The sequence below is a fragment of the Bacteroidota bacterium genome, assembly GCA_018698135.1.
Classification (GTDB): domain Bacteria; phylum Bacteroidota; class Bacteroidia; order CAILMK01; family JAAYUY01; genus JABINZ01.
Window position 1 is genome coordinate 1 of sequence record JABINZ010000278.1, and the last position, 26,271, is coordinate 26,271.

The window sequence follows — 26,271 nt, forward strand, 5'->3', positions numbered from 1 at the left end:
ATCATCTGTGGAATAGCTATGAGTTGGACTGGCTAAAGAAGAAAAACTTCCATCTCCAAAATCCCAATAATATGTCTGCGAACCTGTGTTTATAGTTGAGTTATTAGTAAATACAAACTGATTCCCATTGAAACATTGTTGGGAGTCGTTGATGCTAAAAGCAGGTAATGGCTTCGGAAATACATAAGTTGTTACTAAAGCAGAATCGCTACAATTGAGGTTGGAGTTTGCCAAAAGCCAGACAGTAAACGTATCATCTGAAGCATAAGTATGTGATGGATTATTGGCTGTTGATGTATTCCCATCGCCAAAGTTCCATGCATAACTGAGTGAACCATAGATAATAGAAGAACTATTGGTGAATATAAATTGATTGCCAAATACACATTGTTGGGAATCGTTGACACTCAAGTTTGAGATTGGATTAGGGAATATATAAACTGACTTATTGTTTGAATCACTACTGCAGCCTACATTGGATGTACTCACCAGTTTTACAGTGAAAGTATCATAGCTTGCATATGAATAGACTGGATTTACTGCTGAGGATGAATTTCCATCACCAAATGTCCAATGATAAGTTTGCGTGCCGCTGTTGATTGATGAGCTGTTTGAGAATACAAATTGGTTCGTATTAAAGCATTGTTGTGAATCATTGATGCCAAAATCAGCTATGGGCTCTGGATATACAATGATTTGCCTTATTGAAGTGTCTGTACACCCAATTGAGGATTGAATAATCAAGTAAACATTAAATGTGTCATCACTACTATAAGCATGTGAAGTGTTTTGTGATATAGAACTGTCCCCATCCCCAAAAAACCATTTGTAGGAGGAAATAGTTCCAATACTTATGCTGGAACTATCTGTAAAAGTATAGGAGTTATTGTTAAGACATTGGGCACTGTCATTAATTACAAAGGCAGCTGTTGGAATAGGCTGAGTATAAACATTTTTAGCAATTGAGTCTCGACATCCTGCATCAGAAATCGCAATTAGTTTTACAGAAAATGTATCAATTGAATTATAAAAATGTACTGGATTTGTCGTTGTAGAGAAATTTCCATCACCAAAATCCCAAACATAATTTAAACTACCGAAACTTAATGACGATAAATTTGTAAAACTATAATTAGCATTTATACATTGCGATGAATCATTGATACTAAAATTTGCAATAGGCATGTGATTTACATACACATTTTTGATGATGGAGTCCTGGCAGCTGTTATCTGATGAAACAATCAGTTTAACTTGGTAGTTTCCAGTGTTTGAATAGCTATGGACAGGACTTGTTTGTGTAGAATTGGATCCATCTCCAAAATCCCAATAATAGGTCATATTGCCAATAGCAACCGATGAATTATTAGTGAAAGAGAATACATTTCCATTAAAGCATTGAGAACTATCATTTACAATAAAATCAGCTACTGGATTGATAAATACGTGGGCGTTCTTGGTATTTGAATCAATACATCCTTGGTTAGTACTAACAACCATTTTAACCTGATAAGTTGCAGTATCTGAATAAACATGTGTTGATGAGCTATCAAGCGATGAGTTTGTGCCATCTCCAAAGTCCCAGAAATAATTCAAATTGCTAGCAGGAAGATTGGCATTGTTCCAAAAAATGAAGTTGTTCGTATTCAAACATTGTGTACTGTCGTTGATCTGAAAATTGACCGTTGGCTGTGGATACACAAGTATATTTAAGGTATCTGTAAAAGGACATGAACCAAAAGTTCGATAAGTTGTAATTGTGAATGTTTTATTAATAGGGCTTGCTGTAGTGTTTTTAAATAGAAATATCGGATTAGCGGAATTGGGATTTATAATATCGGCTGTTGGATTCCATTGGTAAGTATAGCTTGACAAGGAGTCGTAATGAAGAAATAATGAATCGCCCGAACAAATAAATGTATCATTCACATCATAATTAATTTCAACTTTGTCCAGCAGATAAGTTTTCTGATTACAAATACAATTTGAAAACATGCCTGTATCTTGATGAATTACAGCTATTATTGGGCAAACATGAGCTGTGTCTAGAGTGAATATTCCATTAAGACTGATTGTTTGATTATTCCGGATTGAATCCGCATAATACAGACGTCCAAATAAAGAATCACCTGCTGAAATCAAATTATCTCTATCCGAATCATGATAAAAGGAAACCCAGGTAGTATCTCCAGTAGGAATTTTTGCTCCCCCATTTTGAATTGTCAAGGTGAGATTTACTAGCTCTGAGTCTGGGTAAATAATATTAGCGTTTGCCTGAAAAGTGATAATATTTAAATCAGGCTTATAAACTGTTAAGGAATCTGTTCGAATTCCGGTACTTGATCTGAATTCACATGTGTCGTTTGAAGCCAGACATAACAAACTATCCAATACAACCGATTGAAAACTCAATGGATATTTTGAGCATGTAAGTACATCATCCTGATGAATGCTGAACTCAAACTCCATAAGAGCATTGCTTTGCAATCCGGGTGGAATGGTCCAATCTAATTCAGTATATCCACTGATGGTTTGTATGGATGGTTCTTTTAAAGAATCGGCCTTATAAATCTTATTGGTGGATCCGGCATTATAGTTTATGCCTAGTGGTAATTGAAGTAATAAATGATCCACATCGCCTGTACTGTCAGGACCTAAATTAGTGAATTGAACCTTAATTGTCTCTATACCGCTGCATATCCTAACAGTATCAGTTACTACATTTATAGTTGCAATGTAAGGCTCTGAAGCACCATAAATGCGAGTTGGAGTGCTAGTAGCAACGGATGCACTGGCTTGAGAACCGCACGCATTTTTTGCCAATGTTCTGATCGTAAATTTACTTCCAGAAATGTAATTACAGTTGCTAATTAAGCTGAATTTAATAGACAAAGAATTTAGCGAAGTATCTTCAGTTCCTGAGAGTCCATAGTTGTTAATCGTGCTGTCAATACTTTCCATATCCCATTCGTAGATTCCATTTCCTTTGTATACAGGGTCTGAAATTAATCTGAATGACGATGCTGAAGGGTATTTGAATAGAGAACTGGATGGAATAATGTCTAAGCCTTGAAGAATTTGTAATTGAACTTTTGTCTGATAAGCTTTTCCTCGTAGAGAATTAGATACTTCCAGCGAATAATGAATCGTATCACATAAATAGGCCGTATCAGCAGGAGTAAAAACCTGTAATTCGAGATTTGCCAATAAAGGTTCTAAAAACAAAAAGGTAGAATCGCTTGAACACAAAGGTGTATTGTATAGATAATTGGTATCGCATGTCCAGCCTGATGTAAGTTTTAAAGTGTCGTTAATGCAAGTATTGTGGTAAGCAAAAAGCTTGAAAGTTTTGTTTGAGGAGGTGTTAAGCGATCCCAAATTAAAATAGCCATTGGTCTCATAAATTACCGCACTGGTTAGTGTGTTCAGGATATATAAAGGGTAAATATTTCCAGAGGCAGAGTTTACTTTTACCCAGCTATTTTCAGCTGAAGAAGTTGCTGACAAATTACTGATAGAAAATTGCCAATTGGCAGATGTGTCAATCGATTGATGGGTTGAAAGACCTTGTATTTTAAGGTTGGGTGCCGAGCTATTTACGGTGTTATTGCTGAAGTTACTCGTCCAGATGGGAGGCATAAAGCCTGAAGTTGGGACAAATTCATACTGCCAGCTGATTTCTTTTGCTGCTGGAGTTTCAAATCCGCATTTATTGGGTATCAAAGTAAGGTAGATATAACCATGAAACCCATCATCACTTTTGTGAAGTTGACCGCTATTAAAATACTGCTCAATATCAAACATCAAGGTATCTCCATTCTGATAGTCGGGAGTTAAGTCGTAAACATATTGAACGGAAGTTGAGCGAGTTCCTGTCGTTCGATAATAACTTAAATAAGCACTGACTAAACTATAACCAGATGGGATAACTGCAATTGATTTGGATAATTTAGCCCAAGGTCGATATTCAAATGGGAACATATTTCCACCTGCATAATTATTACAGCAAGGGCCAACACTTAGGTAAAATCCTTTTGATGCAGTGAATTGTTCGCAAGCTTTGGGATAATAAACAGATGTTCCATAAATCGTATAATAATAGCCAACAATGTTGAATTGACCAATAAGTAAGTCTAATCCGCAAAAATGCTTTGCGCTATCTTGAGTTGGGTTTTGTACATAACTGAGATAGTAATCTGAATTGACTGTAATAAAGCGAGAATTCCCCCCAATATTACTGATGATTTTATAATCCAATACAAGAAAAATAGAATCACCACTTGCATATTTATATGTGCTTGGAATACTACAACCATTTGAGTTTAAGGATGCAATTCCAAAATCATATTTGAAGGTGCTACCGCTTTTGGTATAGGAAATATTGCTGCATTGATAATAGCTTGATGCGCTGGCATCATAAATTGTAAGTTGAGTGCCTACATTGCTAAGCCTGTTTTCCGAGAATGTGTTGATTGCATAGCCATTCATCCAATTGTTCGTGCCAAAAACATTACCCTCCATGGTAATTCGTAAAGTATCACCATACATGGCTCTTTCAGTAGCAATTTTTGACATATCCAATACGCCACTGCCATCAGGAAACCCATTATTGTCGTTATCTGGTAATCCATAGCTATTTCGAACGATGCTGTATTTTGTTCGATTTAAGGCACTAGTTGTGCATTTAGTATTACAAACAAGTGGTATTTTATTAACCTGAGATCCCAATTTTTGTTCACAACTGCAAACCGTGGTTGGAACATAGCTAACTGATAAGGTAACGTCCTTATATCCTCCTAGATTGGAGCATCCAAAACAGTCACCAACCACATTAAAACGCAATTTCGAATCCGTAAAGCTAAATCCCGATGGTCTGTTTGACGGGCTAAAATACAATACAATATCGTTTCCTGAAATCACTTTTTGATAGGGAAACCATTGCAGATTATCATTATAATTTGTGTATGTAAAACTACTCGTATCAATCACCAGACAATTAGGACTATTTACAGTATATTTAAAGATTTGGCTACTTTGTCCCGGCCATACATAAATATCCAGAATCTCAAAACCAATTTTAGTACTAACTCCTTGTGATATGCTATTCCCAGGCGCTAATGGCTCATTAAATCGAACCCGTTGTAATTGACGTGACATCCCAAGTGATTGAGGTTTGGTAAAAACCTGATTCCAATGACAAGGTGTTTTATACTCGGCACTATAAGACCAGCCAAAACCATTAAGATGACTTCCATCTGCACAACATGAATATACATCCCATTGCAACAGAGCCGTATCTCCTGCTTTAATTTCGGGGATTCTAACCACCACCTTTCCCTTGGGAATAGATGTGTTGAAGCAGGATCGACTGGATGTTCCCGTTGTAGAAATTGGTGTTAATGTGGTGCTATTTCCTTTTAAAAGTAAATTGAAGGAATTTGGGTCTATATGTGTGTAGAAATTATTGTAATAGGCATAATTCTGGTTAATCGTCTGTAAAACTGTCAAATCTATATTGATAGCATTGGCCGATCCTGTATTGATGATTCTAATTTGTTGGGGACTTGCATTACTGGCTCCATAACATCTGTTAATGTAGGGATATGCTGTAAAAACCAAGTTTGGTACGTTGGAGAGATTAATAGAAATAGAGGCAGAATTGGTGTTTGTTTGACAAACTTGATTATTACAACCCCAGGAAACCGCATAACTTTCGTCCAAAGAATCGATTCCTCCTGCAACAACAATTTCTGTTAAAACCAAACTCTCGTTATATTCAAAAATAGAATCATTATCACCAATTCCCAGAAAGTCGGATTTACTGAGTGTAACAGTGGTTGTATTTCCTGTGGTTACAACTGAGCCTTTATTGATATTATAAACGATAACATTATCTTCTGAAGTTATAACAAAGGTGAAACTCTCCAAATATCCAGTCCCGCCATTTGTTATCGTTATTGCCCGACTTAGGGTGTCGAAACATTTATTTAATGTAGCTGATTGATTAGTGATATTGGAGATTGAAATAGATGGTTTTTTGACTGTATAATTAGCGGAACTAGCTGTGAAGTAATTAGACGTGTTGTAATCAACACGATTGGTATTTGTAAGCAATGAGCTGCTAGTTAAATTGCATCCAGCCGATGCATAAAAACGAATTTTTAAACTCGTAGATGGGCTAATATTGGGTAAGCTAAATATTGGTTTATTGAGAGTGTCTATATTATACTGGCTCACATTGGTTCCACTCACACTACCCGTATCGTAGAACATTCCATCAGGCATAATTACCTTTAATTTTACAGAACTGAGGGTAGCAGTAGTTGAGGTGTTATAAACTGTTACGGTGAAAGAATCTGAGTTTCCACATAGATAAAGAAAAGAAGGAACTGTAGATGTAACATTAACCTGAGCAAAAGTTCCAAGATACAAAAAGACAAAAAATATCGAGGAAAGCATTGTTAACACAAGCTTTCTTGCTTTGATATCTCGAGTGTTTTTATTTTTCATATTAAGATGTAAAGATACTTATTTAGGTCAATTTTTGAATTCATTCCATGGTTTATTAATTCTGTTTAACAGCAATCCCATTATTTAGAATGGAAAGCATGATGATTTATATCAATTTTAGCCTTTTCGTAAGCTTAAATATTGATTTATATACTTATAAGATATAGTTAATTTAAAGCTCAATTGAATGCTGTAAATTAGCACTTTTTTAGAAAGATTAAATTTGGAGTGTATGAGTGATAAAGTGGTAAAATCTGAATTTGAGAAGTACTTTAAGAAATACCGAAAAAACATCATTGGCTATGATAAGAAAATAGAAACGCCCTTTGGGATGAAAAAACTTATTTATGCTGACTGGACAGCCAGCGGCCGATTATATGCACCTATTGAAAAAAAAATGTGTGAAGATTTTGGGCCTTATGTTGCCAATACGCATACCGAAACAACGCATACAGGAACGTTAATGACTTTGGCCTACAATAAAGCCAAGGCTATCATCAAGGAGCATGTGCACGCTGGCCCTGATGAAGTTATTCTTACTTCCGGTTCTGGCATGACCCGCATAGTAAGTAAATTTCAACGTATGCTTGGACTTAAAATTCCAGATCAATTCATGAAATATACAAATATTCCTGATGACGAGCGTCCAGTTGTTTTTGTTACCCATATGGAGCATCATTCCAACCATACATCCTGGCAGGAAACGATTGCTGATGTGGAAGTTATTCCTCCTGATGATAAGGGCGATGTGTGTATGAAAAGCTTCAAGGAATTACTTGAAAAATACAAAAGGAGAAATAAGATTTATGCAGCTGTTACGGCTTGTTCAAATGTGACAGGAATTCAGCCTTGTGTTCGTGAAATTGCAAAATTAGTGCACGAATATGGAGGTTATTGTTTTGTCGATTATGCATGTTCTGCCCCCTATGTTGAAATTAAAATGAATACGGATGATCCGAAGGAAAAATTTGATGCAATATATTTTTCACCACATAAATATTTAGGAGGTCCGGGTTCCGCAGGGGTTTTGGTTTTTAATCGTGCGCTATATTCAAGCCGTATTCCTGATACCCCAGGTGGGGGAACTGTTACCTGGACAGATAGTTGGGGCGATCGCTTTTATTTTGATGATATTGAAATGCGTGAAGACGGAGGTACTCCTGCTTTTTTGCAAACTATCCGAACAGCATTAGCTGTGCAATTGAAAGATGAGATGGGGGTAGAAAAAATGATGAAGCGTGAAGAAGAAATTCTGGAAAAAGTATTTGAAGATTTCGATCAAATAAATGGACTTCATATTTTGGCTGCAGAACAAAAAAACCGTTTGGGAGTATTTTCGTTTTATATAGAAGATTTGCATTATAATTTGGGCGTAAAACTTCTAAACGATCGCTATGGAATTCAAACTCGTGGAGGTTGTGCCTGTGCAGGAACATATGGGCACTATCTGTTCGAAATGTCTAAAGAATTATCAGATCAGATTCAATACCGAATATTACATGGTGATTTATCGGCAAAACCAGGCTGGATAAGAATGTCAATACATCCAACAATGACCAATAAAGAAGTAAACTACATTTGTTCAGCTATTCGTGAAGTTGCAGAAAACCACAAAGAATGGAGCAATGACTATGAGCATGATATTTCAACCAATGAATTTTCCTTTATTGGGTATCATCGCAAAGAAGATGAGATGGTTGAAGAGTGGTTCAGGAAGTAAGAATAATAATAAAGTCTGTAGTCCTCAAACTGCAATGCCTGACAACATACTTCAGACAGAGAGTGAAGACAGCAAAGATTGCATTTCAATAAACTAGATTTTCCCAATCAGCTTAATGGAAATGAAAGCGCTTTACTCTCTACAGTTCAACACGCAAGTGGCACAATGTGATAATTCACCACGAAGTCGTTTTGCGACCAGGTAAGTTATTCGATCACGTAATGCCGGGATTTTTATCTTTTCAATAATCTCACCTACAAAGGCATTCATCAAAAGCAAACGTGCTTCTTTTTCACCAATACCTCTTGATCGTAAGTAAAACAATTCATCAACACCAAGGTATCCCACGGTGGCACCATGTGAACATTTAACATCATCAGCATAAATTTCGAGCTGAGGCATGGCATTCATTTTTGCATTATCGGTCAGTAATAAATTATTATTTTTTTGATATGAATTGGTGTTTTGTGCGTCTTTCCTCACCTTAATTTGTCCACGAAACACACCAGTTGCCTCATCATCTAAAATAGCCTTAAATAATTCATTGCTATTTGAATTTGGTTTGCGATGATCAATAAATGTATTGTTATCAACATGTTGTGTGCGATCCGTTAAATGCGTTCCAAAAATATTGGCTTCGGCATATTCACCATCAATTATAATAGTTGTGTTATTTCTAACAAAACCACCATTTAAGGTAATGGTATTAACAGTTACATTCGAGCGGTCTTTTTGTTCAATATGAATAGTTGAAATTAATGCACCCAAATTATTTTGATTTTGCAAACTATAAATTTCGAGGGTGGCACCTTCATCAACAAATATTTCAGTAACCGCATTGGTTAAGCTCTTGTTATTGCTTAAGGTATGATCACATAATACGAGTTTTACATGTGCGTTTTTCTCAACTACTACAAGGTTTCGGGGTTGAATTAACTGCTGAAAAAAACTGTTTTCTTCTTGAGAAACCAAATTCACAATTTGAACTGGTTTTTCCATTTTTGTGTTTTCTGGAAACCAAGCAAAAATTCCATCGGAATTAAACGCAGTATTCAATGCTGTCAGCGCATCTTTTTTGTGATTGGCAATTTTCCCAAAATATTGATCAATGATGTCGTTATACAAATCCTTTGCTTCTGCAAAACTACCGACCACACTTCCATTATCAAGTCGCTGAAACATGGGAAGCGTTTTAGGATACCAACCATTGATAAGGGCTAAGTCAAAGGTGTCAAGCTCACTTACATCACATCTGAAAATTTCTTTAATGGGTGTATTCACATCATCAGGAGGTAAAAACGGATGCATGAGTTTTCCACTATTTTCAAACCATTTTCGAACATCTGTGAACCTCCAGAGTTCGTCTTTTTTAGATGGCAATCCTAATTCATTAAGTGCTTCAATAGCCTCTTGCCTAATGTTTTTAAGGATATCGCTATCATTTTTTGTTAGCAACGCCAAATTTTGCTCCAAATCTGAAGTCAATGTATGTTCGATACTTGTATTTTCTAAAATATCACTCATTTTTCAAAACTTAATAGCAATTACTTGATCCAATCATAACCTTTCTCTTCTAATTCTAATGCCAACTCTTTTCCACCTGATTTAACAATTTGACCATTGTAGAGGATGTGCACAAAATCAGGAACAATATAATCGAGTAAACGCTGGTAGTGCGTTATTACAACGAAAGCATTATGCTCATTTTTGAGTTCATTAACACCATTGGCTACTATTCGTAAAGCATCAATATCCAATCCTGAATCGGTTTCGTCTAAAATAGCCAGAGTGGGTTCAAGCATAGCCATCTGAAAAATCTCATTCTTCTTCTTTTCACCACCTGAGAAACCTTCGTTTACAGAACGATTGGTTAAGGATGATGCAATTTCCACAATCTTCTTTTTTTCATTCATGAGCTTCAAAAAATCTCCTCCTGATAAAGGATCTAGACCTTTATATGCTTTGTGTTCATTGATGGCTGTTCGCATGAAGTTGGTAATGCTTACTCCGGGAATTTCAACAGGATACTGGAAAGCTAAAAAGATACCCTCTTTCGATCGGGTTTCAGGATTCATCTCTAATAAATCTTTACCCTGATAATGAACAGAACCTTCGGTAACTTCAAATAATTCTCTTCCAGCAAGAACGGATGCTAAAGTGCTTTTCCCAGAACCATTTGGGCCCATAATAGCATGCACTTCACCAGGGTTAACTTTAAAATTAAGTCCTTTCAGAATCTCACTTCCATTTATACTTGCATGTAAATTTTTTATCTCTAACATGATATATTGATATTTTGATGATGGTTTTTAACCCACACTATTTTCTAATGTAATTGCTAGTAATTTTTGAGCTTCAACTGCAAACTCCATTGGAAGCTTATTTAAAACCTCCTTGGCATAACCATTAACAATAAGTCCTATGGCATTTTCAGTATCTATTCCTCGCTGATTGCAATAGAATAATTGATCTTCGGCAATTTTTGAAGTTGTTGCCTCATGCTCAACAATTGCTGTTTTATTTTCAACTTCTATGTAAGGAAAAGTATGAGCGCCACATTTGTCACCCATTAATAATGAGTCACATTGTGTAAAATTCCGTGCATTGGTGGCATTTTTCATAACTTTCACCAAACCACGATAACTGTTTTCACTAAAACCAGCTGAAATACCTTTTGAAATGATTTTGCTCTTGGTATTTTTTCCAATATGTATCATTTTTGATCCGGTGTCTGCTTGCTGGTGATTATTGGTTACTGCAACCGAATAAAACTCACCTGAACTGTTTTCACCTAACAATATTACACTTGGATATTTCCAGGTAATGGCAGAACCAGTTTCAACCTGTGTCCATGAAATCTTAGAATTTGCACCACGGCATATACCTCGTTTGGTAACAAAATTGTAAATGCCCCCTTTTCCATTTTTATCGCCCGGATACCAGTTTTGAACGGTTGAGTATTTGACATCAGCATCCTTCATCGCAACAATTTCAACAATGGCTGCATGCAATTGATTTTCATCACGCATAGGTGCTGTGCATCCTTCGAGGTAGCTGACATAACTTCCCTCATCGGCAACAATTAAGGTCCTTTCAAACTGCCCTGTTTCTGCTGCATTAATCCTGAAATAGGTTGACAATTCCATCGGGCATCGCACACCCTTGGGAATGTAAACAAACGAACCATCACTAAATACAGCGGAATTTAAAGCACCATAATAGTTGTCAGTAAAAGGTACTACAGAACCAAGATATTGTTTAACCAATTCAGGATGCTCTTTAATAGCTTCAGAAATCGGACAGAAAATTATTCCCAGCTCTCCAAGTTTTTCTTTAAAGGTTGTGATCACTGAACTGCTATCCATAACGATATCAACAGCAACACCAGCTAAGCGTTTTTGCTCTTCAAGAGGGATACCTAATTTCTTAAAGGTATCCAGCAATTCAGGGTCAACTTCATCAATGCTATTCAGGTTCTTTTTCTTTGAAGTAGCATAATAACTGATGGATTGAAAATCAATAGGAGGATAATGCAAATGCGCCCATTTGGGTTCTTTCATTTCCTGCCATTTCTTAAAAGCCTTGAGTCTGAATTCAAGCATAAATTCAGGTTCCTCATTCTTGGCAGAAATCATTCGAACAACATCTTCATTCAATCCTTTTGGAGCAATTTCTTGTTCCACATCGGTTGTAAAACCATATTTATATTTTTCTTCAGTTACTGAAGTCAATAACTTTTCGCTTTCGTCCATTTTGCAAAATTATTCAGGATAGCCTGAAATATTAATAAAAACGCCTTTTTTGGAGGTTTTTCCTTGCTTCAAAATCCAAGCCAATTTAGACTTATTCTAACTTATTCTGAAATCAGCTGACTAATTTTAAAATCGACAAAAATTTTGGCAGAAAAACTTGATCTTTGGCAGATGAAGTGGATCGCTAAAGCAGTTGTGCAGAAGGCAATTTCTTTTTTACCTTTTAAGCATCATGTCAACTACCTGTTTCAAAAGCATATTACCAAAGGTGTGTTATTAACAGATTCTTATTTTAATGCCAAATTTGAGCATTTTAAATCTCATATAAAGTACTTTCAAAAATATAGCAAGCAATCTTTCCCTGAGACAGTACTTGAGTTAGGAACAGGTTGGTACCCAATTATTCCGCTGTCCTTTTTTCTATTGGGATCAAAAGTAATTTATACGGTGGATATATCCAGCTTGCTCAAACCAGAGCATTTGTTGGCAACCATAAAAATGTTTCTGGCTTATATAGATAAGAATCCCACTAATGAGTTTGATAAAAATAGAATTCAAGTTTTGGAGGATATTGTTAGTAAAGAACAACTTCACAGTCTGGACGAATTACTTTCGTTGTTACACATTACTTATGAGGTAAGAGATGCAAGTGATTTACCGATGAAGGATAATGCAATAGATTTTATTGTCTCAAATAATACTTTTGAGCACATACATGAGCAGGCACTTGTAGGCATATTGTCCGAGTTTAATCGCATAAAGAAGAAGGATGGCTTGATGAGCCATTTTATTGATATGTCGGATCACTTTGCACATTTTGATTCGAAAATCACCATTTTTAACTTCCTGAAGTTCTCGGGTTTTTCATGGAAATTAATCGACAATTCTGTTCAACCACAGAATCGATTAAGAATTGTAGAATTTCGTAAAATGTATGCTGATTTGGAAATAGAAATCATTCTTGAAGAAAACAATGTTGGCCGTGAGTCGGATATTGAAAGTATTACCTTATCCAAAAAATACCAGACAATGGATCAATCAGATGTATTGGTTTCGCATTCCTATCTGATTTCAAAATAAAAGCTAAATTATTCGATAACAATTATTTTTTGCATAGCTGATTTTTTACCCTCAACCCTTAATATGCAAAAATAAGTGCCCGGAATTTTTAAATCTTGTTGGCTTATTTGAGTGAAATTAATTTGGGCATCTAAAACCTCAGTGTAAACCAATGAACCAATGGAATTATATACGGCAATACTGGAATTAACATTCTCAGGTATTTTATAGAATATATTAAACCCATTGTATGTAGGATTTGGATAAACTTCAAATTCAGGCTTAACAGCAGCAGGAAAAGGTCCATCAAATGCACAGTACCGATAACTTCTTGTTTCACTAAGCCAGCCTTTGAACCCTAATTGAAAATTTGTGTCTGTTTTTTCGTTTTCATTAGGAAACCTATTGACAATTGCATTCTTATTTAAATCAAATACCAAAATCGCATTTTTATCTGCTGCTTGTGCGTTTAAAAGTATCATCAAATCATAGGGTTCCTCAGTTAAATAATAAGATTGATTCATAACTTCTCCAAAAAGCATTCTATCATTTCCACTGAGGAAGTTTGAAAAAACTGGCTGATCAATGTTTAACGTTTTTATTTTTTGTCCATCAGTCAAATCCATAATATAAATACTACCGTAATTATCAGGCTCTGCATCGAAATTGACAAGAACTAATTCTTTTTTTTTGAGAGGCCCTATCTCCAATTTTCCATCAATATCGGCAAGAAATATCCGATCGCATTTGCCAAGCCAAGGTTCTAAGTTTGGATTACTGAAGTCATTAGAATTTTTTTTCAGCAATGTAGTTTCAGTATGTATGTCGAATACACATAAAATGTCGGATGCTTTATGGTTTGGATTAAAAAATACAATTTCTTCCCCAGCAACAGCATTTACATTTCCCATTAAAACTGTTGTATTTTGGTTTGAAAAAAACGTGTTGACGTCTAAAACCTGATTTGAAATTGTTTTAACAACAGAAGTATTCTTCTGAGATAAATCAAGAACAGCAATAACAGGATTATTCGAATTTCCATCGGTATTAATTAGGATCAGTTCATTCTTATCATCTCCATCATAATCCGCAATAAAAACAAGATCAGTCTCGTCAAAGAAATGATACATTGAACTTGGTAATTGTTTGAAATAAATCTGGGATTTAACGTGATCATCAATTAGATCGATAGCAATAATTGCAATTTCGTTTGACTTTTTTGATGTATTAATAATAACCAATTCTTCAATAATATTTGCATCAATATCACCCATAAACACTTTTGTGTATTCAAGTGATAGCTTGTTATTTATATTTGGATTTTCAATTGATGAAGTTCTAAATGTTTTTAAAACGGGGCCATTATTGTCATTTGGATTAATAACAATTGCTTGAGCAAATAGAGGTTGTTTTCGATTATCCAGTGATCTATCGACAAGGACAATTTCATCTCCTTGATTAGAAAGCGAAACATTAGCTGTAAAAAACAAATCATGATCATCCAAAAAACGATCGAATTTATTTGCTTTATGATTTATCCAATTATTCGTTTTGCCTGAAACACTAAGGTCATCAATTCGAAACGCACCCGATTGATTATTGCATTTGTTAAAGCATAGAAGTTGCTGGTTGTCGCTATCCAAATAATTAATCAGGCTTACTTTATCTTTTTCTGAACATTCACCATCACCATATCCTAAGTAGTATATTTTAAAAGCTATTTCCTGATCAAATGAAAGGTTTGGGATAAGTATGCACTCATTTTTGTATTTGTTTTTTGAACTTTTTTGTGATTTAATTTTAATAGAATTAATTTTTTCTCCTGAATTGCAATGGTAAAAATGGATATCATAAAGGCCTGCAGATTTAACTGGAATTTCCAGATTTAAACTTTTCACTGCAGATGGCCTAAACAAAGGGTCTAATGTTTTGAGATAGGGTCGATGATATTGATGCAGATTATTCCACCGATATTGGCTATTCAGTATATATCCATATAATTCTGTTTTTCCAATCAAGCTATAGCAAATTACTTGTTTTTCATCAGCATAATAGGGTTCAAATTGCTGATTTAATAAATCGATATCTTTCATAAAGGTTCTTATTCCTTTATAATGATGATACAAGTCTTTGGCATCGATATAACCAGCCCAATCCCATACTGCTGAACACATGAATGAACCTGAAAATGCAGATGACCATAATGCGTGCTGAAGCTGAAAACCATGTGGATCGTAATAGAAATCTCTAAACCACGGGTAAAAGCCAAATTCTTCAGCATAGGTGGGTTTGTTTGTTTTTATGAATTCTTTTGTCAAACTCGAAGATGCTTCTGGAAGGGAATTAGGTTGATAATCGCCTGTAGGATTTTGCAAATGTTCTGGATCTCCCCAATAATAACGATGATAGGTCGAGTAGTCGATTGAATTAAATGCCAATATTTCACCAGCATATCCATTGGTTAAATGCTCAGTATGAAGTGGCAGGTCACAAAAATCAAAAGTAATAAGGTGTTTATTGATATCAATTGATTTCATGTAGGAAGAAATATCCTGAGACCAGCTTTTAATATTTGATCTTACTTCTATTGCGAAATCAGATGTGTCCTTCCATGGGAAGGAACTAAACTCAGTGATATTAGTATTCCCTGAGAAAATTTGTTCGATTTCATTGTATAATTCAAAGGAAAGAATATTGGAAGCGTATCCCCATCTGGCCATGATATATCGTAGCCTTCTTTTAAAATAGTTTCGGGCTTGATTATTAGCTGTAACAGGAGCGAAAAAATCCAATGGGTGATTACATTGCCCATTCACCATGTTGAATTTTCGATTGTAAGGATTCAATCCCCAATATCCACTTAAACTGGTGGGCTGCAATAACACAAGCTCTAAATAAATGATGCTATTAGCATTAGTTGTTGAATCTTTATGCCCGTTATAACAATGCTCAATGATCCAATCCAGTTGCCAGGCATCTTCTAAAAACTGGGTATAATCTCCTAAATATTTTAATTGGTTAAAATCTCTCTGCTCAAGACTAAGTGCCCAATATGAATCAGTATAAACACGGATGAAATTTCCATTTCCTTTATTTCGTAAGTCATCAATGTATTGTTTGTATTCACAAGTTCCTCCAAAATAGGGATGTATGCCATTTTTAAAAGTAGATCCTCCAGAATTGAAGTAAAAAGCCATATTCTGACCTACTCCAAAAAATGGGTATCCATTATCAAACTGTAAATACAACCCATGTTTATTGTTGCCCGGATCAGTTGCCTGATAAAAATTACTAGTTCTGACAAATCCAGGATTTGATGAATTTGTGCATTTAAACCTGAAATCTGATTGAGACAAGGAGTCGGTTCCTAATTTATCTTTACAATAAACAATAAAAGTCCAGTCTCCTATTTCAGTTGGAGCAAACCTGATTTTCCATGAAAAGCCTTTTGATTTTAAAACTTCGGCAACTATGGATCGCTGAATTGATAATTCTGAAATTATTTCAGGATCATTTGAAATTAAAGTACTGATGGTTTGCAATGACTTAGAACCATCCGGCTTAAAGAGTAATGTTTTGTCCAAGCAAGTAGCATCATAGTCTTCGTAATAGAAACCATCAACTCTATATGTTTTGTTTGATGGAGAAATAAAAGTTGCGAAGAGATTGATGTCCTCATAATCAAAAGGATTTGTAAACTGGGCTGATAAGTCAATGCTTAATTCAATTTTTTCGTAAAGACCCACCAATTTATTCCCCAGACTATCAGTTTCTAAATTTATATGACAGTCATTAATAGATGGATTCTGGCAGAAAATCGATGAAGTTATCAGGTAAAAAAAGCAAAAGAGTACTATAGTTCTCATCTAAAAATTATTCTTTACCAAATATACATTAAACCTAAAACGTATACAATTCTGGTCTATCCATTTGTTTATGAAATGTATTCATAATTCTTATCTTCGTGGCTCATTGTAATATCTTTCAACACCTATGATTAAAAGATTATTTCTCATTTTTATACTTGTTAACCTGCTTATAAATCTGGTTTTATTTTCTTGTAAAAGAGATAAGCAATCAGAGGAAAAAGAGAAAACCCAGACACCTAGCACTACGCCCAAATTTCAACAATTAAAACTTAAATTAATTCGCGAAATACCTCATGCGGGAGATAAAAGATATACTCAGGGATTTGAGTTTTATAACGGCATATTATACGAAAGTACCGGCTTGGATAATCAATCATCTTTGAAGAAAATTGATCCAGCCACTGGTGAGCTATTGTTATCAAAGGATTTAAATAACTTTTTTGCAGAAGGAATTACCATTTATAATGGCTACATCACTTTAATTTCATACAGAGCGGGAAAAGCCTTTAGCTATCATCCTGAAGATTTATCTGAAAAAGGAATCGCTTTTGATTACGATACTGAAGGATGGGGATTAGCAAATAATGGTTCACAATACATCATGAGTGATGGTAGCGATAAAATATATTTTAGAAATCCATTTAGCTTTAAAGTTGAACGGACAATTAATGTAAAATATAAGGGACGACCAGTTCATTATGTAAATGAACTTGAATATGTGGATGGAAAAATTTATGCAAACATTTATGGGACAAAAAATATTCTGGTGATAAATGAAAATACAGGCAAAGTTGAAGCGGAAATTGATGCCTCCTCCATTCTGTGTTCGCATTTATCAGGAGCAAATCCAGAGGCTGTATTGAATGGCATTGCTTACAATCCTGAATCAAAAACCTTTTTTATTACGGGTAAAGAATGTCCTAATATTTACGAAGTAGTATTTGAGTAGTCAATTCTATGAAAACATTATCGATCATAATTCCAGCTTATAATGAGGAGAATACAATTCTGCTTATACTCAAAAAAATTAATGATGTCGAATTTCGATATGCCATTAATCAGGAAATAATTATCGTTGATGATTGTTCAACGGACAAGACAGCAGAGATTGCAAATCAATATATTGCAGAAAACACAAGTTCGTTGATAGCTTATTTTAAACAGGATTTTAATCAAGGTAAAGGTGCAGCCATTCATCGTGGAATTAAGGAGGCTAAGGGCGATTACATTCTGGTGCAAGATGCCGATTTAGAATACGATCCAAGAGAATACAATGATTTGTTGAAACCCATGATTGAAGCCAATGCAGATGTGGTTTATGGTTCACGTTTTATGGGAGGAAATCCACACAGGATTTTGTTTTTCTGGCATTCCATTGGCAATAAGTTCCTGACATTTATTTCCAATATGTTTACCAATCTGAATCTTACAGATATGGAAACATGTTATAAAATGTTCAAAGCAGAACATGTAAAATCTATTCAACTTAAAGAAAAACGATTTGGGTTTGAACCAGAAGTAACTGCAAAAATTTCGAGGATACCCAATATTCGAATTTATGAAATTGGAATTTCTTATTATGGAAGAACCTATGAGGAAGGTAAGAAAATTAGTGCAAAAGATGGCTTCAGGGCTCTTTATTGCATTCTTAAATACAATATTTGGTCAAGGAAATAATAGAAATACCTAATAGCAAAAATCAATTTCCAAATAATAATCATTGATCAAAAGTCAAATGACAATTAGCCGCAATTTTCTATTATGAGTGCATACGAAATCAGCTCTGAGAAGTTTGGATTTTCGACATTTGAAATGGGAACTTGTTTGCTGTTTGTAATTGTAGGATTTGAGATATAAGCAAAAAACTTTCAACGTATATTTGATAAATGAAACAACGCTATTTCCTTAAAATATCATTTAACGGCAGCAATTATCATGGTTGGCAATTTCAACCTAAGCAAATAAGTGTTCAGCAAGTAATAAATGAACACATTAGTTTAATGCTTCGTGAAACGGTTACCAGCGTTGGATGTGGCAGAACAGATTCAGGTGTTCATGCAAAAAACTACATGCTGCATTTTAATACGACTAAAGTAGTCGATGCAGACTTTGGCTGGAAGTTGAACAATTTTCTTCCGAATGATATTGCTATTCAGGAGGTCTATTTTAATCCGGATAAAATTCATGCTCGCTGGGATGCTGGTTTTCGGGAGTATGAATATATTATTAGTAAAATTAAAGATCCTTTTCATATCAAACTGGTAGCAAATACCTTCGACAAGTTTGATATGGATCCTATGAACGAAGCTTGTAAAATACTAATGGAATATGATGATTTTGAATCGTTTAGCAAAGGGCATAATAGTCATCAGCATTATAAATGCAACTTAATGCATGCATTTTGGACTGAATCAAAAGATGCATTTCACTTTTCAATAAAGTCCAATCGATTTGTAAGATCAATGGTACGAATGATCGTAGGGACCATGGTTGATGTTGGAAGAGGCAGAACAAGTTTGAGTGACTTCAGAAATATTATTGAGGCAAAAGATCGGGCAAAAGCAGGTCGGGTTATGCCTGCGCATGGTTTGTATTTTATGGGAGCAGGTTTCCCCATGGACAAATTAATTAAAGTTAGCTAAGTAAATATTCAAATATCAAAATATTGTGCTGATAAGCACAAGAATAGTGCTTGGCTTCTGCTGTTGTTTTTATATTTTTGCAGTCTTGTAATTTCAATCAAACCAATAATTTTGAAACATGAGTGTATTAGTTAATAAAGATTCTAAAGTTCTTGTACAAGGATTTACTGGTGGAGAAGGTACATTCCACGCAACCCAAATGATTGAATACGGAACCAATGTTGTAGGTGGAGTAACTCCTGGCAAGGGGGGAAGCACTCATCTTGATCGTCCTGTTTTTAATACAGTAAAAGATGGTGTTGACACATGTGGAGCAAATGTTTCCGTTATTTTTGTTCCGGCTTCATTTGCTGCTGATGCAATTATGGAAGCTGCTGATGCCGGCATAAAGGTTATAGTGGCTATTACAGAAGGAATTCCAACGAAAGATATGATAACCGTCCGCGAGTATTTAAATGGTAAAGATGTGGTGTTGGTCGGTCCTAACTGCCCCGGAATAATTACTCCCGGAGAAGCAAAAGTGGGTATTATGCCTGGCTTCATTCACAAAAAGGGCAACGTAGGTATTATTTCCAGATCGGGTACATTGACCTATGAAGCAGTTAATCAGGTTAGTCGCGAAGGATTAGGCCAGTCGACATGTATTGGCATCGGAGGAGATCCAATTATTGGAACTACTACAAAAGAAGCAGTTCAAATGCTCATGGAAGACGAACAGACAGAAGGAATAATCATGATAGGCGAAATTGGCGGTACCATGGAAGCCGATGCTGCTTATTGGATTAAGGAAAACGGAACCAAACCTGTAGTTGGTTTTATTGCTGGTCAAACCGCACCGAAAGGAAGACGCATGGGACATGCTGGTGCAATTATTGGAGGAAAAGACGATACAGCTGCTGCAAAGATGAAAATCATGCAAGAATGTGGGATTCATGTAGTCGAATCTCCAGCTGATATTGGCCGCAAGATGGCGGCAGTACTTAAAAAGTAAATAATCAAAAAAGCAAATATCCTTTATGCAAATTAAGGAGGTAGTTAGCAAAAAAGACCGTCAGGACTTTCTTGATGTAGCACGCATTGTATATGATGATGATAATCATTGGGTGTGTCCATTGGACAATAACATTGATGAAATTTTTGATCCTGAAAAAAACATTTTTGCCAAAGAAGGCGATTATAATCGGTGGATACTTTTGGATGATAATCTTAATTTAATAGGAAGAGTAGCTGCATTTGTAAATAGGTCAAAAGCCCATGCTTATGAAATTCCAACTGGTGGCATTGGCTTTTTTGAATGCATAAATGATGAGAATGCAGCTTTCCTGCTGTTTGACCAATGCAAAAAATGGTTGATAGAAAAAAAAATGGAAGCCGCTCTTGGTCCTATCAATTTTGGAGAAAACGATAAATTTTGGGGTTTGTTGGTTGAAGGATTTGAAAATCCTGCTTTCGGAATGCAATATCATAAAACCTATTACAAGGCCTTTTTTGAGGCCTATGGATTTGAAGTTTTTTTCGAACAATTGACAAACCAATTATTGCTGAACAAACGCTATCCTGAACGTTTTTATAAAATTGCCGAATGGATACTAAAAAAGCCTGGTTATACCTTTAAGCCATTTTCCTATAAATACAAAAACCAATTTTTAAATGATTTTGTAGAGATCTATAACGATGCTTGGTTGGATCATGACAATTTTTCTCCTATGAAATACGAGGAAATCGAAAATCAAATTAAGGAAGCAAAGCCATTTTTGGTTGAAGATTTTGTTTGGTTTGCCTATTTTGAAAAAGAACCTATTGGGCTGGTTGTTATGATGCCTGATATTAATCCCATTATTAAAAGATTTAATGGGAAATTGAATCTAATTAATAAGCTGCGTTTTCTTTATTTAGCCAAAAGGCGATTGTTTACACGCGCCAGAATGGTTGTTATGGGCGTGAAGAGAAAATACCAAAATAAGGGAATTGAATCTGGCTTTTTCTGGCACATGGAAAAAGTAATGGAAAAATATCCTGAATACAAAGAAGTTGAGTTATCCTGGGTGGGTGACTTTAATCCTAAAATGCTGGCTCTTCATAAAGCTTTGGGAGGAACACCTTCCAAAAAGCATATTACGTATAAACTTAAGTTTTAAATGACGTCATAGAATATCTGTTTATTTATCAACTGTTTCTCTCAATGAGGGCACTGTTGCAAAATCTCTCAGATCTCAGAGTCACACAGCGAATTATATCATTTTCACTTATTCTTATTAAGTGGAGACTCTGAGTGGACAAAAATCTCATCACATTTCATATTAATTTGTGCAACTTAGAATAAATAATTGTAGACTCTGAGCGGACAGTAATTGTAGGTCCGATTTGCAATCGGACACACATAATGTTGATAAACCGAATACAATTCGGTTCTACATTAGTGGTAGAGGATATTGATGCTTCTGCTTTAATAGTTTTTAATTCTCAGAGTCACACATCGAATTATGTCAGTATCTGCAAGTTTTTTTATGTGGATGCTCTGAGCGGACCAAATTATTGTTCCAGATTAGGTACTCCAATGTTGTGTTTACTAATTATCACTTGTTATTCGATCTCTTAGCTATTATATTTGAGATATGAATTTTTTTTTCATCATTCTTACTTTGCAAATCTCGTTTTTATCTTTTGGACAAATTGATAAAACAAATACTAGATTTGAAATAAGCTTTATTGATACAAGCTTAGGATCATTTTATTCTAGTTCTGCAACTCCTCCAGAGTTTTATGGAGGTGTTGATAGTTTATTTGCGTTTGCACAACGAACTATCTATTATCCGGAGTTGGGAATACGTGATAGTATTACTGGAAGACTAGTACTATACTTTGAGATTGACTCTTCAGGTCATGTCATGAATGATTCGATTAAGGAAAGTTTGAGAGAAGATTTTGATCAAATCTGTTTGGACATGATGAAACAAATGCCCAGATGGAAGCCTGCTACCATTAGTGGAAAACCAGAAGCTGTTTGTGTATTATGGCCTATCAGATTTACTTTATCCACTAAAAATGAAGAGTTGGATTGATTGTTTTATCTCATAGTCAAACTATACTGTCTCGTCAGTGTCTCTTAACAAGGACACTGATGCAATAGCTCTCAAGTCAAATCACTCTGATATCTGTTTTGTCCCAACATGTCTTTCGAAGATGACACTTTAGTTCTCAAATCTCAGAGTCACATATCGAATTATATCAATTTTACTTATTCTTAATTAGTGGAGACTCTGAGTAGACGAAAATCTCATCACATTTCATATTAATTTGTGCAACCTAGAATCAATAATTGTAGACTCTGAGCGGACAGTAATTGTAGGTCCGATTTGCAATCGGACACACATAATGCTGATAAACCGAATACAATTCGGTTCTACATTAGTGTAGAGGATACTGATGCTAGTTTTTAATTCTCAGAGTCACACATCGAATTATATCATTTTCACTTATTCTTATTAAGTGGAGACTCTGAGCGGACGAAAGTACAAACAAAAAGCCCCTTGAATTAAATCAAGAGGCTTCCAAAATAGATAATTGTGTTTTAGGCCCTTATAGAAGCAATATCTGCTATAGCTTCAATAGCTAAATCAATATGTGCTTCCGTATTAAATGGTCCAATACTTAAGCGTACAGTTCCATGCATGTTGATGGTGCCAATACCCTCATGTACTTTTGGTGCACATTGCAAACCTGTACGGCAGGCAATATCGTAGTCTACATCCAGCATGGTTCCAACATCGCCAGCTTCAAATCCACCAACATTTAAACTTAAAACTGGATTCTGGTTTTCAATGCTATCGGCACAATAGGTTGTTACATTATCAATTGCCTGTACTCCTTTTCGTAGTTTATCCCAAAGAAGCATTTCTTGTTTATGGATATTTTCAATTCCTTGTTCTTGAATCCATTTAACACCTGCATTTAGCCCGGCAACTCCAACTAAATTAAGTGTTCCGCATTCTAAAACATATGGATATTCAGTAAGGTGTGTTTTAACTGCAGAGCGTACTCCTGTACCACCAAAGCGGGTGCCTTTTACAGGAACACCTGGCATTACATAAGATCCACCAATGCCCGTTGGACCCATCAGGCATTTATGTCCTGTAAAAATATACACATCAATACCCATAGCTTGCATATCGATTTCAACAGCACCAGCACTTTGGCTTCCGTCAACAACAAAAATTACACCTGCTTCTTTGCAGATTTTGCCAATTTCAGCAACTGGTTGAATGGTTCCGATTATATTTGAGCAATGGTTAACCACTACCATTTTGGTATTTTTCTTAATCGCTTTTTTGATGTCATCAGGATTCACATATCCATACTTATCAAACGGAATATAATCCACTTCTGCAGTTCCGTCCATCTCCAAATGATAAAGAGGTCGCAAAACAGAATTATGTTCCAAACAAGTACTGATAATATGATCTCCTTTTTCGGCCAAACCTTGCAAAATCATGTTCAGTGTATCTGATGCATTGTAACTAAAAGTTAGTCTGTTTGGATCTCCATCTCCATGAAAAAGCTCAGTAAGCATTTTGCGTGTTCCGAAAACCACTTCTTCAGTTTCGATAGCAGCATCAAATCCTGACCGACCCGGACTTACTCCATGATTGCGATAAAAACTGTCCATAAACTGATAAACAGCTTCGGGTTTAGGAAAAGAAGTTGCTGAATTGTCTAAATAGATTAAATTACTCATGTGTTTTGATTAATCTCCAAGGAGGCGTTTATTAATTCTTTTTTATCCAATACAATAGCATCGGCAACAATTTCAGCCATTGTCATTATTTTTACATTTAGTTTATAAAATGCATTCAACTGTATAAGCTGGTCGACACAATTATGACAAGGAGTTATAACTACTTTAGCTCCAGTTGCTTTAATTTGATCTGCCTTAATCTTGCCAATTCCCAAACGTCTATCGTTATACTCACCCATGGATAGCTGTCCACCACCACCACCGCAGCAATAGTTGTCATAGCCATAAGGCTTCATTTCTACAAAATCAATGCAGGTAGCATTAACAATAAAACGTTGTTCTTCGAAAATACCACCATTTCGAACCAGATTACATGGATCGTGAATAGTTACCCGCTCGCTATTTAATTTAGGATTAACAATAATTCTTTTTTCTCGGATATATTTTGCCATCAGCTCAACAGAAGAAAATATATCAAAATCATATTCTTTCTTGAGGTAGTTAGGTGCCTCCCATCTGTTGGCTCTATTTCCATGACCACATTCTGCTAGAATCAAATCTTTAGCATTGAGGTTTTTTACCTCATCATACATCCGTTGAGAAATGATTTCGGCTTCTGCATTATTGCATGAAAAGAATGCATAATTGGTAATATCATACATTTTTGTCGACAAAGTCCAACTTTCTTTAGCAGCATAAAATACTTTTGCCATGGCAGATATCGACAATGGGAAAAATTTTGGTTCACGAGGGTTTAGGGTGTACAGTATATTCTTATCCTTTTCGTTCAAAGGAATTTTTGCCTCATCATCCTCAACTTCCATTTGCAGATCTTCTTCCAACCATTCAATGGTTTCAACCAATTCATCAGTTGGTATTCCCATGTTATTTCCTGTCGTAATCGCAGTATCAACAGTTTTTTGTAAAGAAGCAGGGGTAAGTCCCATTTCTGTTAGCATTTCCCTCCCTTTACGAATTACATAGGCTATGTCAACACCAATGGAACAATGCGAAACACAACGTCCGCACATCGTACAACCTCCAAATAAAGAGTCGACCATCTCTAAAACCACCTTGTCATCAAGCTTTTTTGCATTGGATAAAAAGGGCGCGATTTTACCCATATTGCTATTATAGCGTTGATAAATTGAATTTACCAACTCAACTTTTTTCGCAGGAATAAATTTTGGATCTCCAAAAGCCTGATAATAAATGCAACTTTCAGCACACAACCCACAATGAACACAAGAGTTCAAATGAGTATAAAGCTTCCCATCTTCCTGTTTGGACAGTACCTCCAAGCCTTTGGTGATTTGTTCTTTCGTTAGTTTTTCCATTAGTTCGAAGCTTTTTTGGGTGGCCAAATATTTCTCCGTCCGTAAAAGAATCCGAGATGATAGCGTGCAGCAAAGAAAAATAAAGTGTGTTTTAGTTTACTGATAGGAATATAAAGTAAAAGTAAACCGGCCAACATGAAATACACATTATGCAAAGAGTTTGTGTAAATCATATATGCAGTAATAATGTGAAAACTGCTGACCAAAAAGTTTGCAATATAATCATCTGCATTTGTGAAAGCTTTCAGGTTTTTGCTAAACATACGTTTGACAAGAATTCCTAATCCACAAAGACATGTTATTACTAATAGAATTGGAATTATCATGCTAAAAACACCACGAATGTTTACCCCAAAAAGAACTAAAACAAAAAGGCCAAGACTCAGAAATGTTCCCATGTGATAAATCAAACCTGCAGTATACGTAGGTAAATGCAAAAACGCAGATTCTTTCTTTTTAGGACTCATTGCTCCTGTCAAAGAATATTTAATCCCATCAACCGGATTACCAGCAGGAGTTGAAAAGTCTTTTGGGTTTCCAAGTTTCAGGATTTTGGCAAAATGCAGGATTAAGCCCAAACTACATAAGATGAGTGCTGCAATTGCAAACCATTGATACCATTCCATACAATTGGATTAAGTTAGATG

Annotated in this window: 16 protein-coding genes; 8 read left to right on the top strand and 8 right to left on the bottom strand. The window is 35.4% G+C overall.

Annotated elements, in window-relative coordinates:
• Positions 1 to 6,510, bottom strand: a 6,510-nt coding sequence (locus HOG71_17115) for a PKD domain-containing protein (GenBank protein MBT5992569.1), incomplete at its 3' end; no start/stop codon positions are given.
• Between the two features lie 232 nt (positions 6,511 to 6,742).
• Here HOG71_17115 and HOG71_17120 point away from each other — a divergent pair.
• Entirely contained in the window at positions 6,743 to 8,230 is a 1,488-nt protein-coding gene (locus HOG71_17120; GenBank protein ID MBT5992570.1) for an aminotransferase class V-fold PLP-dependent enzyme, read from the top strand.
• Positions 8,231 to 8,362: 132 nt separating this feature from the next.
• Here the strand turns inward: HOG71_17120 and sufD are convergent, their stop codons facing one another.
• From sufD to sufB, 3 genes are read right to left on the bottom strand one after another with little or no spacing between them, the layout of a single operon-like run.
• A complete protein-coding gene (gene sufD / locus HOG71_17125; GenBank protein ID MBT5992571.1) occupies positions 8,363 to 9,754 on the bottom strand; it encodes a Fe-S cluster assembly protein SufD in 1,392 nt (463 codons plus the stop codon).
• A 20-nt stretch (positions 9,755 to 9,774) separates the two neighbouring features.
• Entirely contained in the window at positions 9,775 to 10,512 is a 738-nt protein-coding gene (gene sufC, locus HOG71_17130) for a Fe-S cluster assembly ATPase SufC (protein MBT5992572.1), read from the bottom strand.
• 27 nt (positions 10,513 to 10,539) lie between these two features.
• Positions 10,540 to 11,982, bottom strand: coding sequence for a Fe-S cluster assembly protein SufB (gene sufB, locus HOG71_17135; GenBank protein ID MBT5992573.1), 1,443 nt, complete (start codon positions 11,980 to 11,982; stop codon positions 10,540 to 10,542).
• Between the two features lie 171 nt (positions 11,983 to 12,153).
• Here sufB and HOG71_17140 point away from each other — a divergent pair, with 171 nt between their 5' ends.
• Positions 12,154 to 13,062 carry a class I SAM-dependent methyltransferase gene (locus HOG71_17140; protein ID MBT5992574.1) on the top strand — a complete coding sequence of 303 codons (909 nt, stop codon included), beginning with the start codon at positions 12,154 to 12,156 and terminating at the stop codon, positions 13,060 to 13,062.
• 8 nt (positions 13,063 to 13,070) lie between these two features.
• On the opposite strand, the gene HOG71_17145 is transcribed toward HOG71_17140, so the two are convergent.
• Positions 13,071 to 16,907 (bottom strand): DUF5060 domain-containing protein, encoded by a 3,837-nt coding sequence (locus tag HOG71_17145; GenBank protein MBT5992575.1) that lies wholly within the window; start codon positions 16,905 to 16,907, stop codon positions 13,071 to 13,073.
• A 127-nt stretch (positions 16,908 to 17,034) separates the two neighbouring features.
• Here HOG71_17145 and HOG71_17150 point away from each other — a divergent pair, with 127 nt between their 5' ends.
• From HOG71_17150 to HOG71_17175, 6 genes are all read left to right on the top strand, one after another.
• On the top strand, positions 17,035 to 17,859 hold the full coding sequence (locus HOG71_17150; protein MBT5992576.1) for a glutaminyl-peptide cyclotransferase: 825 nt from the start codon (positions 17,035 to 17,037) through the stop codon (positions 17,857 to 17,859).
• Positions 17,860 to 17,867: 8 nt separating this feature from the next.
• Positions 17,868 to 18,587 (top strand): glycosyltransferase family 2 protein, encoded by a 720-nt coding sequence (locus HOG71_17155; GenBank protein ID MBT5992577.1) that lies wholly within the window; start codon positions 17,868 to 17,870, stop codon positions 18,585 to 18,587.
• 209 nt (positions 18,588 to 18,796) lie between these two features.
• A complete protein-coding gene (gene truA / locus HOG71_17160; protein MBT5992578.1) occupies positions 18,797 to 19,552 on the top strand; it encodes a tRNA pseudouridine(38-40) synthase TruA in 756 nt (251 codons plus the stop codon).
• Positions 19,553 to 19,670: 118 nt separating this feature from the next.
• Positions 19,671 to 20,543, top strand: coding sequence for a succinate--CoA ligase subunit alpha (gene sucD, locus HOG71_17165; protein ID MBT5992579.1), 873 nt, complete (start codon positions 19,671 to 19,673; stop codon positions 20,541 to 20,543).
• Between the two features lie 25 nt (positions 20,544 to 20,568).
• Positions 20,569 to 21,690 (top strand): GNAT family N-acetyltransferase, encoded by a 1,122-nt coding sequence (locus HOG71_17170; protein ID MBT5992580.1) that lies wholly within the window; start codon positions 20,569 to 20,571, stop codon positions 21,688 to 21,690.
• Positions 21,691 to 22,167: 477 nt separating this feature from the next.
• Positions 22,168 to 22,614 carry a hypothetical protein gene (locus HOG71_17175; protein ID MBT5992581.1) on the top strand — a complete coding sequence of 149 codons (447 nt, stop codon included), beginning with the start codon at positions 22,168 to 22,170 and terminating at the stop codon, positions 22,612 to 22,614.
• 509 nt (positions 22,615 to 23,123) lie between these two features.
• Here HOG71_17175 and HOG71_17180 read toward each other — a convergent pair.
• From HOG71_17180 to HOG71_17190, 3 genes are read right to left on the bottom strand one after another with little or no spacing between them, the layout of a single operon-like run.
• A complete protein-coding gene (locus tag HOG71_17180; protein MBT5992582.1) occupies positions 23,124 to 24,287 on the bottom strand; it encodes an aminotransferase class V-fold PLP-dependent enzyme in 1,164 nt (387 codons plus the stop codon).
• The gene (locus HOG71_17185) at positions 24,284 to 25,624 is read right to left on the bottom strand and encodes a (Fe-S)-binding protein (protein MBT5992583.1); all 1,341 of its coding nucleotides are present in this window, start codon (positions 25,622 to 25,624) and stop codon (positions 24,284 to 24,286) included. Before HOG71_17185 ends, HOG71_17180 begins: the two co-directional genes overlap by 4 nt.
• Positions 25,624 to 26,250: a hypothetical protein gene (locus tag HOG71_17190; protein MBT5992584.1), complete on the bottom strand. Its 627-nt coding sequence runs from the start codon at positions 26,248 to 26,250 to the stop codon at positions 25,624 to 25,626. The genes HOG71_17185 and HOG71_17190 overlap by 1 nt, the downstream gene beginning before the upstream one ends.
• Between the last annotated feature and the right edge of the window lie 21 nt (positions 26,251 to 26,271).

Excerpts from the sequence above, each read along its gene's own strand:
- HOG71_17120 (MBT5992570.1), top strand. The coding sequence starts at position 6,743 with ATGAGTGATAAAGTGGTAAAATCTGAATTTGAGAAGTACTTTAAGAAA.
- sufD (MBT5992571.1), bottom strand. The coding sequence starts at position 9,754 with ATGAGTGATATTTTAGAAAATACAAGTATCGAACATACATTGACTTCA.
- sufC (MBT5992572.1), bottom strand. The coding sequence starts at position 10,512 with ATGTTAGAGATAAAAAATTTACATGCAAGTATAAATGGAAGTGAGATT.
- sufB (MBT5992573.1), bottom strand. The coding sequence starts at position 11,982 with ATGGACGAAAGCGAAAAGTTATTGACTTCAGTAACTGAAGAAAAATAT.
- HOG71_17140 (MBT5992574.1), top strand. The coding sequence starts at position 12,154 with ATGAAGTGGATCGCTAAAGCAGTTGTGCAGAAGGCAATTTCTTTTTTA.
- HOG71_17145 (MBT5992575.1), bottom strand. The coding sequence starts at position 16,907 with ATGAGAACTATAGTACTCTTTTGCTTTTTTTACCTGATAACTTCATCG.
- HOG71_17150 (MBT5992576.1), top strand. The coding sequence starts at position 17,035 with ATGATTAAAAGATTATTTCTCATTTTTATACTTGTTAACCTGCTTATA.
- HOG71_17155 (MBT5992577.1), top strand. The coding sequence starts at position 17,868 with ATGAAAACATTATCGATCATAATTCCAGCTTATAATGAGGAGAATACA.
- truA (MBT5992578.1), top strand. The coding sequence starts at position 18,797 with ATGAAACAACGCTATTTCCTTAAAATATCATTTAACGGCAGCAATTAT.
- sucD (MBT5992579.1), top strand. The coding sequence starts at position 19,671 with ATGAGTGTATTAGTTAATAAAGATTCTAAAGTTCTTGTACAAGGATTT.
- HOG71_17170 (MBT5992580.1), top strand. The coding sequence starts at position 20,569 with ATGCAAATTAAGGAGGTAGTTAGCAAAAAAGACCGTCAGGACTTTCTT.
- HOG71_17175 (MBT5992581.1), top strand. The coding sequence starts at position 22,168 with ATGAATTTTTTTTTCATCATTCTTACTTTGCAAATCTCGTTTTTATCT.
- HOG71_17180 (MBT5992582.1), bottom strand. The coding sequence starts at position 24,287 with ATGAGTAATTTAATCTATTTAGACAATTCAGCAACTTCTTTTCCTAAA.
- HOG71_17185 (MBT5992583.1), bottom strand. The coding sequence starts at position 25,624 with ATGGAAAAACTAACGAAAGAACAAATCACCAAAGGCTTGGAGGTACTG.
- HOG71_17190 (MBT5992584.1), bottom strand. The coding sequence starts at position 26,250 with ATGGAATGGTATCAATGGTTTGCAATTGCAGCACTCATCTTATGTAGT.